The sequence below is a fragment of the Mesoflavibacter profundi genome, assembly GCF_014764305.1.
GTDB classification, from domain to species: Bacteria; Bacteroidota; Bacteroidia; order Flavobacteriales; family Flavobacteriaceae; genus Mesoflavibacter; species Mesoflavibacter profundi.
In genome coordinates this window covers 2,442,981-2,457,317 of the sequence record NZ_CP061703.1, presented here as the reverse complement: position 1 = coordinate 2,457,317, position 14,337 = coordinate 2,442,981, and the positions used below count along the sequence as shown (strand labels likewise).

The following is a 14,337-nucleotide window of genomic DNA, read 5'->3' as shown; positions in this document are numbered from 1 at the left end:
ATTTTAAACAATTAGACAATAGTGTTGTAAAAACACCGAATACAGTAAATTATCCTTACGACATTGCAGTCATAGGATAAAAGAGTCTATTGTTTAAAAATCAAATTAAGTATGTCTCGTCAATCTTGTAGAGTTGCCTTATGACGAGTGGTGGTTTGTATTCTTCGTAGGTAGATACATTACTGTCTAAACCTTCAAAAAGGTTAATGTAAGTATAAACAAATGAAGCGATGAATACTTGTTGCTCAAACGTGATTTTGTCAACTTGCAATTGTAATTCGTCTTGACCTTCAATTGCTAATTGTTTATCATCACAACAATTTTTCTTGGTAATAGAACATTCTTCGGTTGAAGGCTTTTCCATTTCCATTCCGCAACCTTTGGCTTTTTGAAAGATAGCAGATTCTACTAAAGTATCTCCACAATAATGCATATTCACAGTAAATGACATTGTAGAGAATAACACTACAAAAGTCATTGCTAAAGACATTATTTTATGGAAAATCTGCTTCATATTGATTGCGAAGTTACGAAATTTTAACAACTATTGATTTTGTTTAACAGAAGTTTAATTGATTAATCTGCTTAATCCCATTTCATTTTCTGCAATCGAACTGCATTTAAAATTGCTAATAATGCTACTCCTACATCTGCAAAAACAGCTTCCCACATTGTGGCTAAACCACCTGCTCCTAATATCAAGACAATAACTTTAACTCCAAACGCTAAAATGATATTCTGCCAAACTACTTTGCGTGTAGAACGACTTATTTTAATGGCTCTAACTACTTTTGAAGGCTGGTCGGTTTGAATGATAACGTCTGCTGTTTCAATAGCTACATCACTACCCAAACCACCCATTGCAATTCCAACGTTACTTGCTGCTAAAACAGGCGCATCGTTTATACCATCCCCTATAAATGCTACTTTATTTTCAGGATTCTTTTTTAAAATTTCAACTTCGTTTAACTTATCTTCTGGTAATAAACCACCTTTAGCATTTTCAATATTTAGTTCTTTAGCGACTTGTTGAGTAATGGAATCTTTATCACCAGAAAGCATCATAATATTTTTAATGCCTACTTTGTGTAATGCTGTAATTGTTTCTTTTGCATCTTCCTTTAATTCATCTGCTATGACTACATAACCTGCAAATTGATTATCGATTGCAACTAATACTATCGATTCTACAATAGATTCCGTTTCCGTTGGAACATTTATATTATTCGCAGTCATTAAGGCTTTATTTCCTACTAAAACTGTTTTACCATTTACAATTCCTTTTAATCCTTTACCTGCAATTTCAGAAACGTCTTGAGCTTCAAAATCTTCTCCTTCTGATTTATACTCTAAAATTGCTTTAGCAATTGGATGCGTGGATTGTTCTTCCATCGCCATTAAATATTGCATAAATTCGGTTTCTTTCCAATCAATTGCTTTTACTTCTTTGATTTTAAAAACACCTTTAGTTACGGTTCCTGTTTTGTCCATTACCAAAGTATTTATCTTGGTCATTGCATCTAAAAATGAAGCACCTTTAAATAAGATTCCATTTTTTGAAGCTGCTCCCAATCCACCGAAATATCCTAATGGAATTGAAATCACTAACGCACAAGGACAAGATATTACCAAGAAAATTAATGCTCTGTATAACCAATCTCTAAACACATAATCATCTACAAAAAAGTAAGGTATAAAAGTAACACCAATAGCTAAAAACACTACAATTGGTGTGTAGATACGAGCAAACTGTCTGATGAATAATTCTGTTTTAGATTTACGTGCTGTTGCATTTTGAACCAAGTCTAATATTCTCGCAATAGAACTGTCTTCAAACTTATTGGTTACCTCAACTTCAATAACGCTTTCCAAATTAATACTACCCGCGTAAACCTTTGCTTCTTTTTGAATGGAATCTGGTTTGCTTTCTCCTGTTAACGCAGCTGTATTTAAAGATGCTTTTTCGGATAATAAAATGCCATCCAATGGAATTTTTTCACCTACACGAATTTGAATTTTCTCTCCAATATTGACAACTTCAGGCGAAACACTTTTATAATCTCCCTCACGAAATACATTGGCTTCTTTAGGTCTAACATCTAATAATGCTTTTATATTTCCTTTTGCACGATTTACAGCAGCACTTTGAAATAATTCGCCTACTGCATAAAATAGCATTACTGCAACACCTTCGGGATATTCACCAATAACAAATGCACCAATGGTTGCTATAGACATTAAAAAGAACTCTGTAAAAACATCACCTTTTTTAATACTAATCCAACCCTCTTTTACAACAGGAAACCCTACAGGAAGATATGCAATACCATACCAAGCAATACGAATCCAATCCTTAAAGAATGAAACATCAAAATAATCTAAACCTATACCAATGATAAGCATTGTAAAACTTATTATTGCAGGCACGTAGGTTTTGAATGCACTTCCATTACCGTGATTATGACCATCATTATGCGTGTGTTGCACTTCTGAATTTGGTTTTAAATCTCTTAAATTGACTTTCTTTTTTTTCATTTAGTTTTGTTTTAGCAACAACTTTTGTTTTGTTGAATTGGTGGACAAGGAACTGTACCATAAGAACAATACACACAACAATCACCTTCGTTTGGTTTTAGAACCGTTTTACAATGCTCACACTCGTAAAAGAATTGACAAGCGTTAGTTGGCATATCTTCCACTTTTTTATGACCGCAGTTAGGGCAAGTGATTTCCGATTTTAATATGGTTTGCATCAATTTTCTTTTTTATCAGTTACTTTATAACCTGTAGCATTAATTGCTTTCTCAATCTCCAATTCATTGGTTTTAGTTTCGTCAAACTCAATGATTGAGTTACCATTTTCGTATGATGTTTTTGAGTTTACAATTCCGTTAAGTTTATTTACTTCGTGGTTTACGTGAGCTTCACAACTGGCACAGGTCATACCACTTATTTTATACTCTGTTGTTTTGATATTTGAGTTATTAACTATTATGATTTGTTTTTCGGTTTTTGGATATAACATACTTGAGTAGTATGGGAAAGCCAACATCACAATTGCAAATGCTGTTACCACTCCTAAAAAGGTTTTTGAATGCATAAATTTTGGTTTTTCATCCGTTTCACATTCGCCGCAGTCTATTTCTTTTTCTGGCTTGAATTTTTGATACCAAGCAAAGAGAAGAACTACTATTGTTAGCCCAATTAAGTAAGGTCTAAATGGTTCTATCCAAGAAAAAGTTGAAGCTACACCGCTTGTTCCTGCTATTAAAGCCAAAACAGGTGTTATACAACATAATGAAGCTGTAATTGCTGTAAGCAAACTTGTTATCGCTAATTTACTTTTCATAATTACTTAATTCTTTGATTACAAAAATGCAATTAAAAACAGTGCAATGGAAGTGCATTTATTATCCACTACACTTATCACATATACCTTTTACAACCAAGTTTACATTTTCTGAAACAAATCCGTTAGGCACTTTTATTTGTGGAATTTTATGGTCAGTTAAACAAGTTGTTTCATTACAATTATTACAATGAAAATGTAAATGCAAATCGTTTTTAATATCACAATTACATCCCTCTTCGCATAACGCATATTTTGTTATCCCTGTGCCATCGTCTATTTGGTGCACGATGCCTTTTTCTTCAAAAGTCTTTACGGTTCTGTACAAGGTTGTCCTGTCTGCTTTTTCAAAAGCATTTTCAATATCACTTAATGTTACCGCTATCTCTTTTTCTGCAAGAAACTTATAAATTAACATACGCATTGCTGTAACACGAATATTTTTTGACTCTAATACTTGTTCTATTGTTTCCATAATTAATCGTGGTCTTCCGCTTCTCCTTTTTTCATTTCTGCCATAAGATAATAAGCATTGTTATAAGCGAATTTTGTGTTTTCATCTATTTCTTCAGTAAATTTAATTGCTACCCATTTGCCATCTTTTTCTCCAACAATCACTTCAACAGGTTTAAAGCTCCAATCATCATTTTCTTTTTCTCCTGAAAATATATAATGTTTATCTCCTTCTTTAAAAATGGCACTTTCCGGTAATGCTTTAGTTTGGGTATTATTTACTTGAATTTTACCTTGAATATACATCCCAGGAATTAAATTACCTTTTTTGTTTTCTATTTCTGCGTGAACGTGAACTGCTTTCGGGCTGTCTTCAAACGTTTTACTCACGGAATAGATTTCTGCGGTAAGTTCTGTATCTGGTATAGATTGTACCGTAAAGTTTACTCTTTGACCCTTCTGTACTTTATGGACATCTTTTTCAAAGACCATAAAATCTGCGTGAGCGTGATGCGTATTTACTACCTCAAACAACTCTGTTTGTGGCTCTACATATTGTCCTGTTTTTACTTCAACTTTTTGTACGAAACCCTCTATTGGACTTCGCAATGCTATGCGCTGTGAAATTGTGCCATTACGAACAGAAGTTGTATTGACGTTCAATATTCTTAATTGTGCTTGCAGACCATTTACTATTGCTTTTGAAGCATCATATTCTGCTTCTGCCTTTTGAAAATTAGCACCAGAGCCAACGCCTGCTTCATACAGCTTTTGTTGACGTTCATAATTCTTTTTTAGAAAATTACTATTGCTATAAGCGTTTAAATAATCCGTTTGTAATTTTATAATATTTGGGTGCGATAGATAAGCCACTACTTGACCTTTATTAACCTTATCACCTTCAATCACTTCAATTGAAACGACATTTGCACCAACAACAGTAGTAATAGCTGCTTCGTTTTGTGGTGGTACTTCTAACGTTCCGTTTGCTTCTACATAGCCGCTCATATTACGTAATGCCAACGTATCTATTTTCATTTTTAAAGCATCGAATTGCTGTTGTGATAGCATTACTTCTTCGCTTTCATTATGTTCTTCATTAACTTCTGTTTTTTCTTCCTCATCGTGGGAATGGCCATCATTCTCGTTATGATTTTCTTTATTTCCGCAAGCTGAAACAAAAATGGTTAACACCATTACGGTAAGAATTTTATATATTTTATTTTTCATTGTCTTATTGATTAAAATATTGTAATTGAAATGTGCTTTCTAAATAGTTTACTAATGCAGTCTGTGCTTCAAGTTCCGATTGAATTGCTTCTTTTATCAACTGCGTAAATGCAGTATAATCAATTTCGCCTTCTCTATATGCCAGTAATGCACCTGTTTTTTGCTCTTTTGTTAATGGTAAAACTTGGTCTTTGTAAAACTCCCAAGACGTTTTCCATTTGAAATAATTTTCTTTAGCCTGAACAAACCTTGATTGTACTTCCTGTTTTTTGAACGCTACGTTGGTTTCTGCTATTTCTTTATCAATTCTGGCACTTCTAACTTGTGCTTTGTTAGAACCTGATAAAAACGGAATTGAAATTCCTGCTTGATAGGTGTAAAATCCTGAATTGCCATTGACACGCTGTAAGCCACCTTGAAGATTGAACTTCGGTAAATTATCTGCCTTTGCAGCTTTATATTTGGCTTCTGCTTCATCTACAATGTTCTGCGACATACTGTACAATGGATGATTTTCAATACTGAACGTTTCCATATCATTCTCCATCACTACGTCAAACTCATCTGAAACTGTAAAAACTTCTTCTGATACCAACCACAAATTGAATTGTTGTAAGGCAATAAGATAATTACTATAGGCTTGCGCTTTTTTATTCTGAATTTGAAACGCTTGATTTTTTGCTGCTGAATATTCTAATTTAGAAATGGCTTCGACTTCATAATTTAAAGCTACTGCTTGTTCAAATTTGGAATAAATGGAATCCAGTTCTTTATACAAGTTATAGTTCCGTTTCATTTGATAGCATTTAGACCACGCTTTTTTTACTTCCAATTCCAGTTCCAATTCGGAAAGTTGAAAGGCTTTTTGTGCTAACTGAATGCGTTGTTCTTGTAACTTCCTTTTTGAACCAATACCAAACACATCAATATTAGATTGACCAATACCTATGGTTGTATAAATACCATTGCCACTATTAACTTCTTCTCCACCTGTAAAAATTTGAGTCGTTCCGAAATCATAGGCAGTCGCTTTTAATTGTTCTTGTTTTGTAATTTCCAACTGCTTTTGCTTCAATAATGGATAATTACTTTTTGCGAGTTTAACAGCTTCCTGTAATGAAATTTCGGGAATTGTATCATTCAACTCTTGTGCATTACTTTGTGGTGAAAAGCCAAATAGTAATAATACAACTGCTGTTGCTGTTACTAACTTTTTATTTGGCTTAAACGTAAAAGATTTGTTTTCTACCCAATGATATAAAATTGGTAAAACAAATAAGGTAAGCAAAGTTGAAGTTAATAATCCACCAATAACTACAGTTGCCAAAGGACGCTGTACTTCTGCACCAGCTGATGATGAAATAGCCATTGGTAGAAAGCCTAATACATCTGTAAAAGCAGTTAGCATAATAGGTCTGATTCTTCGTTTAGTACCTTCAACTATTCTATCCTTTAAATTGGTTACACCTTCTTCTTTTAATTCGTTGAGTCCGCTTATCATTACCAATCCATTTAATACCGCAACACCAAACAACACAATAAAACCAACACCTGCCGAAATACTAAATGGCATATCACGCAACCATAAGGCTACTACACCACCAATAGTTGCCATTGGGATGGCTATATAAATCATTAAGGTTTGAGGTAGTGATTTTAATGCAAAGTATATTAGTATAAATATGAGTAATAAGGCGATAGGAACAACGGTTTGTAATCGGTTGCTGGCACGTTCCAGATTTTCAAATGCACCACCATAGCGAATAAAATAACCCGATGGTAGTTCCAATTGTGCATCTAATTTTGATTTTATTTCAGTTACCAACGATTTTACATCTCGACCTCTGACATTGATACCTACATAGGTTCTTCTGTTGGTATTGTCTCTACTTATTTGCATTGGTCCTGCTTTGTAACTTACATCAGCTACTTCGCGAAGTGGAATCTGTGCACCAGAAGGTAAGTTGATAAACAAATTTTGCACATCTGTTATGTCTTTACGATTATGAGAACTTAACCTAACCACCAAATCAAATCGCTTTTCTCCTTCAAATATAGTACCTGCTACTCCTCCTGCAAAAGCTGATTGCACAATTTGATTTAACGTGTTTATTTGAAGTCCGTATTGTGCCAATTTATTTCTATTGTAAGTAATGGTCATTTGTGGCAATCCTTTCGTAGCTTCTGCTCGCATATCACCTATACCTTCAGTACCTGCAATAATTTTTGATATTTCCTCTGCTTTTTGAGCGAGGATGTTTATATCTTCGCCATAAAGTTTAACAGCAATATCTTCTCTAATACCTTCAAGCAACTCGTTAAAACGCATTTCAATAGGTTGGGTAAACTCATAATTAACGCCAGGAATAATTTCGACTGCCTCTTTTATTTCTTCAATGAGTTCATCTTTTGAAGACACTGTTGTCCATTCGCTTTTAGGTTTTAGGATTACAAAAATATCCGCAAAATCCATCGGCATTGGGTCTGTAGGCACTTCGGCAACACCAATACGACTAACAATTTTTTCTACTTCTGGAAATTTTGCTTTTACTATTTGCTCTATTTTAGTGGTAGTTTCAATGGTTTCAGTAAGGGAACTACCTGGTTTTAAAATAGCGTGAAATGCAATATCACCTTCATCGAGTTGCGGGATAAATTCACCACCCATTCTTGAAAACATAAAAACGGTTATCCCAAACAACACAACTGCAATACCAATTACCCATTTACCTTTTCGCAAGGCTCTAACCAATATAGGTTGATATTTGTCTTCAACCCAATGTACAAATCTATCTCCATAAGATTTTTTATCATTTTTTGGTGCTCTTAACACTAAAGCAGACATCATTGGCACATAGGTTAAACACAGTACCATTGCACCAATCATAGCAAAAATAAAGGTCAATGCCATTGGTTTAAACATCTTTCCTTCAATACCTTGTAAGGCTAAAATGGGTAGAAAAACGATAAGGATAATCAACTGACCGAAAAACGCAGCGTTCATCATCTTTTTTGAAGCATTAGACGCCACTTTATCTCGCTCTTTGGATGTAAGCTGTTTCTTTTTTAGTACTTGTGATGCAATGAGAAATACTGTACTTTCTACAATAATTACAGCGCCATCAACTATAATACCGAAATCTATTGCTCCCAAACTCATTAAGTTTACCCAAACATCGAACACGTTCATTAAAATAAAAGCGAATAATAAGGATAATGGTATTGTTGAAGCAACGATTAAACCACCTCGCCAATTACCCAATAAGAAGATAAGCACAAAAATAACTATCAATGCACCTTCAATAAGATTTGTGGTTACAGTAGAAGTTGTTTCTCCAATTAATTTACTTCGGTCTAATAAGGGTTCAATAATTACACCTTCAGGTAATGACTTTTCAATTTGAGTCATTCGCTCTTTTACATTGGCAATAACATCATTGGAATTTGCACCTTTTAGCATCATCACCAATCCACCTACAACTTCACCTTCACCATCTTGGGTTAATGCACCGTAACGTATGGCAGAACCGAATTGCACAGTTGCAATATCATTAATAGTTACAGGAATATTATTAACGGTTTTTACCGTAATTTTTTTAATGTCTTCTAAACTCCGTACCAAGCCTTCTCCACGAATAAAATTAGCCTGATGGTTCTTTTCAATATATGCACCACCTGTATTTTGATTATTGGCTTCAAGTGCATTAAAGACATCTGTAATGGTCAATCCAATTGCGTTTAAATCGTTTGGGTCAACCGCGACTTCGTATTGTTTAATTTTACCGCCTATGGCGTTAACCTCAACCACACCTTCTACCATTGCCATTTGACGTTGTACAATCCAATCCTGCATTGAGCGTAAATCTGCAATGTCGTATTTGTCTTTATACTCTGGTGCTACTTTTAAGGTGTATTGATAAATTTCCCCTAATCCTGTGGAAATAGGTCCCATAGTAGGTTCTCCAAAACCAGCTGGAATTTGTTCTTTGACTTCGTTTAGTTTTTCGGCTACTAATTGACGAGGTAGATAGGTTCCCATATCATCGTCGAATACGATGGTAACAACCGATAAGCCAAAACGAGAGATTGACCTAATTTCCTTTACATCAGGCAGGTTGCTCATTGCAACTTCCACAGGGTAGGTTACAAATTGTTCAATATCTTCTGTACCTAAATTAGGTGCTTGTGTAATAACCTGTACTTGGTTATTGGTAATGTCTGGAACAGCATCGATTGGCACTTTGGTCATACTCCAAATACCTGCTCCAATTATGGTAAGCGTAAGCAAACCAATAATGAATTTGTTATTGATTGAAAAATCAATGATTTTATTAATCATAGTAAAATTTTAATTCAGTTAAACATATCATTTTGCGCTTCGCGCAAAATAAAAGCGAAGCAATGCTTTTGTTAAAAAGCATTGCGTAAGGATATAGCTATCCTTTAAAAAACTGAATTATACTTTAGGTGGCTGGAAAAGTGATTCCAAATATCTGGAAGTGAAGTTTACTTTATGTAAATTATATTGTTTTTTCTTTTCAAACTTTAGTCGATTGGTTAAAGCCAAATTATTGTTAGCTATAATTAACACTAAAGGGTGACAACATTGATTATGGGAATGGACTGGTGTATTCTCCTTATCTGGGTTATGATGATGCTCTCCATTTTTAGAATCGCCGTCAATGTAGTCTTCAACTACATAATCAAGGAAAGAGTCTCCATAAATTTTATGGTCTTGATAATGGGTAATTACATTTGAAATTTCTTTAATTGGACCACAAAAGTCCATATCTATGCTTATCCCTTGAAAAAAGAATAAAATAGACATTGATATGGAAACAAATATTTTCATATAATTTATACAAATATACAAATTATTGAATGCAATGGTGTTGCAAATAAATTGATTGGTAAATTACAAAAACCATAGAGCATCTTTAGCATCGTCTGGAACACCATTATTAAATCGTGGTGCTATTTGTGCTACCATTTCTGGGTATTTTATGGTAATAGGTACATTTTGTTGTCGAAGTGATTTCCAATACAATCTGCTAAATTGATATACCTGTGTTAATAACTCTAAAACCACGTCTGCATCTTCAAAAGCATCTTCATCTGGACTGCTTATTTTTATCTTTATTGGAAATGGATAACCGTCTGTATCAGAATAAAAACGGTCGTTTGGATAGCGTGCATTATTGAAAAGTAAAAATTTATTTAAACCTATACGAATGTATGTACCACTTACGGGCATTAATTTATCTCCCCAATTTACATCGTAAGCAATCATGTCTTCTGCTTCGGTTTTATTGATATTCAAAATATATAAAGGCACTCCTAATTTTAGTTTGTTCATCCCATCAATAATTGGTTTTAGTTCTTCATAGCTCATTTCTTTATAAAAATGAATGACTACTTTATCTGCTTGACTTACGGACGTAAAATCTCTAATTGCCTTTAATATGCTGCCTGCTAATAGTTCTGTTTCGTTTTGGTTGAAGTATTCAAAATTTCTGAATAATCCATTATTTTGAAAACTAAAAGCACTTGCTATATACCTTCTGTTTTCGCCTTGATTGGTAAATGCTCCTACACCTATAACCAATTCTTTCTTATCGGTTACTGCCAGCTTCCAAGGTGCTCCGCCTAATTTGGCGTGAATAGCTAATGCCATATTTTGTAATGAAAACTGAAAATTGTATTGGTCTTGGATGTTTACAATCATTTTTTCGTAATCCACTACTTGGGTTACAATGCCTTCATTTAAAAACAATTCTTTAATGTGGATGTAAATTTCCCTATCGTCTGGATGTGGTGTAAATTTATCGAAAGGACTGATGTAAAATGCTGCATACTTTATATTGTCGTGGTCAAACGTTAAACTTTCGAGTTTTTGAACGATTTCTGGAATTGGGTCGTTTTCATTTGTGAATTCAATAAAGTGTTCTTTTGAAGCTGTAGCCTTGATATTTACATAGGCTTCCAATCCTTTATAATAGTTTTTTGCGGTATTTACACCTTCTTTTAGATTTTGATAGAAAGACAACACAGAATCTTTATGTGAGGTATGGCAAATGAAAAAAATCTTGATATTTTGATTGTTTGGCCGTCTGTAAGGATTTAGGATATTCATTGCCTTTTTAGGCACAAGATGGGTTTTCTTATTACCATATTGGTCTTTACCAAACTCTAATAAACCCAAGTTAGGATTTATATGGTTTATTCGGTTACCAGGAACATCTATAAAAGCATCTTCCTTAAAAGGAAATAAGGCTTTAAATTCTTCTGTAAACAAATATTTTTCTGCAAATTTGGAAATAAGTGCTATATACTTTTGGTATTTGTTGGCTGGTCTTACTGGTTCTTCAATAGGTATATCTAATGCTCGTGCTAATGGTAAACTAAAAATTGGGAATGCTTGGTCAAACTGAATAGCATTGTAAAATTCTTGTTTTTCCTCTGTGTCGAGGTCCATTTGGTAATTGAACGTTTTTTGACCATATACACAACGCCTTATTAACTCTGAATCCTCTATATCCTTAACCGACGTTGTAAGGACTTTTGATGTGCCATCATACGATACAATAAGTTCTGGTAAGTCGGTTAATTTTGCAAATTGTATTTTAAATGAAAACTTGTAATATAAATTATAATGTTCTGTATTCCCTTTAAGAGAAGGCATCCACACTTGCACATCACCAACAAAGTTTTTTACAACTACATAGTCTTTTGCTTTAAAATAGTTTCTTAATTGGTGTTTAAGGTATTGCTTATATATTCTTAATTCTCTACCATCTACTAAATTGAGTTTAATACTTGATGCATCTGGTACTTCTGTTGTAAATGTTGTAAATATTTGGTCTGTGTTAGATAAGTCTGCATCTGGAAACACCTCTTTAATCTGCCTTGAAAATTTAGATTTATGTATAGGATGACTACCTTCAATATCTTCTAAAGTTAAATAAATGGTAGGCGCACTATTAGGCCATTTAAAGTTAAGTATGTTCGTTTTGAGGTGTTCTTGCATTGGTATTATAATTTTCTACATAAAATGTTCTTATATATTAAAGTTTAGCGTCAATTTTTGCTTTTATTTCTTTAAGCTCATTTATACTATCATTATCAGGACTGAAATAATTATTAAATTGTTTTTCAATATCACCTGCGTATTGTAAACTATAAACCTCAACATCCCAAATTTTCTTTCTTATTGTAGAAGCTAATTCTATTATATCGCGACTTCCTAAATCATCATAACCTACATCTCTTCTAATATCCATTGCATTTTTAATAAATGGTAATAAAAGATTATCTGAAATATGTCTAAAATCTGGGACTTCACCAGCATCTTGGATTTCCTGTAAATAACCATAATGTGCCGGATTATACTCGTTAATTAGACTTGACCAAGGATGTGATAAATAATCTTGTGGACCAAATTTTATTCTATAATCATCTACCAATCTTGCGTTAGCGTTTAGTAGTTCCATCATATCAGCAGCAATTTGTTTTTGTTTTGACACCTTATCTTCAATATGAAACGTATATTTTTTCTTTAAATCTTTAAACGCTTCATTGTAAAAATCTGATATTTCATAAAGGTTAACGAATTGCTTTTGCCAATCTTCTGCATCTTCACTAAAAAATGCTTGAAAAACCTTGAAATTAGATAAAATATCCATTTCGATAACTCTTTCAAAATTCTTATTAGTATTGAAATACATCGTATTCATTGCTGAAGGTTTATCTTTTTCTGACTTATAAAAAACCGCCATTCTTTCACCGTGCTTAACAATGTCCTTTTCTAAAGTTTTCAGATAATTAGTTAATAATAACAAGCGGTCTTTTAAATCTTGCTGTTTATCGTTAGCAGCATCTTGCCTTTCTATAATTATTTGCTCTCTCTGTTCATAAACTTGATAAAGCACAAAAAGAATTGACAGGAAAGCTAATATTCCACCAATTAATGAGCCATAGGCAGATATTATATGGTCTCTTGTATTGAAATCTACATCAAAGAGTTTCCAATTATCTGTTTCATATATAGCTTGAAAAGTAAGAAATACAATTAATGCTAACGTTAACCAAAACACCCATTTGATTATTTTTTTATAGCGAGATAGCGATTCCATAATAACTACTTTTTAGGTTTGCTATCTTTTGGTTTAAGCGAATTAGATGGTTTAGTGGTAGTTCTTCCTAAATCAATTTTGACATTTTTCGATTTACTTGAATTTTTCTGTTTTGCCATAGCGTCTATTTTTTAGGTTTTGAGTCTTTTGGTTTTAAAAAAGTAGGTGGCTTTGTAGTTGTTCTACCAGCTCCTACATTATCCCATATTGTATTAGGGTTTGATTTTGGTAAATTTTTGTCCTTGTCTTTCATAATTATTTCTTTTTAGGCTTATTGCTTAATTGAGATGTTGGTAATGGTGTCGTTCTGCCTTTTTGATTCTGCCGATTTTGTGCAGGATTTTGTTTTGTATTCGTCTTGGGTTTCTGTTGTGATGTGATTTTTTTTGCCATTGTATGCGTTTATTGATGTATATATTAATATGCAGAATAGACCTATAGCCAAAGTGTAAATTGAAGCTAAATTTAATCTGTTCATTTTTTTATTTCTCGAATTTATGCCACTAACTATCTCATCATATTCTTTTTCATCATCAATATCTTGAACTGCTTTAGTATTATTTTTACTTGCTATATAGTGCGATAATAAATTGATAAATAATGTTGTAGTTAACAGAAACCAACCAATAGAAATAATCCAAATACAAATAGCGTTTTCTAAAGGACTTATTTTGTCTATAAATGTAATAGTAAGACCTAAAGCGCCAGACGCAATTATTGTAATGTATTTCTCGAAATGGTCATCACTTTTACTCTTCTCTAACAGTAATGATAGTCGATAGTCATCCCAAGCCTTTATTTGTTTTTTAGTTTTTTTCAAAATGTTACATCTATGTTCAGTAAACTTAATTCATCAATCTTACTAATTTTTTCTTCAGCTATTTTGAGGATTTCCGTACGCTCTTTTTCATTTTTTAGCATTAGTACAATTTGTTCCGACATCCATAGCTTAATTAATTCGTTCTCGTCTTCTTTTAATGTTTTGGCAAATGCGACTACTTGTTCGCGTCTTGCCATACGATTTCCTCGTTCTATTTTACTTAAATAAGCAACGTCCATATTTAGGTTTGCAGCCATTTCTCTTAATAGCAAATTGCGTTTTTCACGCAATGAGCGTATATACTCTCCAAACTCCATAATAGAATTATTTAGACTTGTCAAATTTTGTCTAAT

The 14,337-nt window shown here is 33.1% G+C and carries 13 protein-coding genes; all 13 read right to left on the bottom strand.

From position 1 onward, the window contains the following. Nucleotides 1–100: 100 nt before the first annotated feature. Entirely contained in the window at nucleotides 101–514 is a 414-nt protein-coding gene (locus tag IFB02_RS11080) for an HYC_CC_PP family protein (RefSeq protein ID WP_036122971.1), read from the bottom strand. A 71-nt stretch (nucleotides 515–585) separates the two neighbouring features. Then, nucleotides 586–2,535 (bottom strand): heavy metal translocating P-type ATPase, encoded by a 1,950-nt coding sequence (locus tag IFB02_RS11075; RefSeq protein WP_191072763.1) that lies wholly within the window; start codon nucleotides 2,533–2,535, stop codon nucleotides 586–588. An 11-nt stretch (nucleotides 2,536–2,546) separates the two neighbouring features. Beyond that, nucleotides 2,547–2,753, bottom strand: coding sequence for a GDCCVxC domain-containing (seleno)protein (locus IFB02_RS11070; RefSeq protein ID WP_081653185.1), 207 nt, complete (start codon nucleotides 2,751–2,753; stop codon nucleotides 2,547–2,549). Beyond that, nucleotides 2,753–3,349, bottom strand: coding sequence for a mercuric transport protein MerTP (gene merTP, locus IFB02_RS11065; RefSeq protein WP_027879793.1), 597 nt, complete (start codon nucleotides 3,347–3,349; stop codon nucleotides 2,753–2,755). Before merTP ends, IFB02_RS11070 begins: the two co-directional genes overlap by 1 nt. Before the next feature lie 61 nt (nucleotides 3,350–3,410). Then, the gene (locus IFB02_RS11060; protein WP_191072762.1) at nucleotides 3,411–3,824 is read right to left on the bottom strand and encodes a Fur family transcriptional regulator; all 414 of its coding nucleotides are present in this window, start codon (nucleotides 3,822–3,824) and stop codon (nucleotides 3,411–3,413) included. 2 nt (nucleotides 3,825–3,826) lie between these two features. Further along, the gene (locus IFB02_RS11055; protein ID WP_027879791.1) at nucleotides 3,827–5,032 is read right to left on the bottom strand and encodes an efflux RND transporter periplasmic adaptor subunit; all 1,206 of its coding nucleotides are present in this window, start codon (nucleotides 5,030–5,032) and stop codon (nucleotides 3,827–3,829) included. Nucleotides 5,033–5,036: 4 nt separating this feature from the next. Continuing rightward, nucleotides 5,037–9,371 carry a CusA/CzcA family heavy metal efflux RND transporter gene (locus IFB02_RS11050; protein WP_106688410.1) on the bottom strand — a complete coding sequence of 1,445 codons (4,335 nt, stop codon included), beginning with the start codon at nucleotides 9,369–9,371 and terminating at the stop codon, nucleotides 5,037–5,039. Nucleotides 9,372–9,488: 117 nt separating this feature from the next. Then, nucleotides 9,489–9,884 (bottom strand): hypothetical protein, encoded by a 396-nt coding sequence (locus IFB02_RS11045; protein ID WP_223878838.1) that lies wholly within the window; start codon nucleotides 9,882–9,884, stop codon nucleotides 9,489–9,491. A gap of 63 nt (nucleotides 9,885–9,947) precedes the next feature. After that, a complete protein-coding gene (locus IFB02_RS11040) occupies nucleotides 9,948–12,059 on the bottom strand; it encodes a Piwi domain-containing protein (RefSeq protein WP_106688409.1) in 2,112 nt (703 codons plus the stop codon). Nucleotides 12,060–12,096: 37 nt separating this feature from the next. Continuing rightward, on the bottom strand, nucleotides 12,097–13,164 hold the full coding sequence (locus IFB02_RS11035) for a hypothetical protein (protein ID WP_106688408.1): 1,068 nt from the start codon (nucleotides 13,162–13,164) through the stop codon (nucleotides 12,097–12,099). Between the two features lie 124 nt (nucleotides 13,165–13,288). Beyond that, a complete protein-coding gene (locus IFB02_RS13990; RefSeq protein ID WP_255457248.1) occupies nucleotides 13,289–13,417 on the bottom strand; it encodes a hypothetical protein in 129 nt (42 codons plus the stop codon). Between the two features lie 18 nt (nucleotides 13,418–13,435). Next, nucleotides 13,436–13,984: a hypothetical protein gene (locus IFB02_RS11030; protein ID WP_106688407.1), complete on the bottom strand. Its 549-nt coding sequence runs from the start codon at nucleotides 13,982–13,984 to the stop codon at nucleotides 13,436–13,438. Next, the gene (locus IFB02_RS11025) at nucleotides 13,981–14,301 is read right to left on the bottom strand and encodes a helix-turn-helix domain-containing protein (protein WP_106688406.1); all 321 of its coding nucleotides are present in this window, start codon (nucleotides 14,299–14,301) and stop codon (nucleotides 13,981–13,983) included. Before IFB02_RS11025 ends, IFB02_RS11030 begins: the two co-directional genes overlap by 4 nt. Nucleotides 14,302–14,337 lie beyond the last annotated feature (36 nt).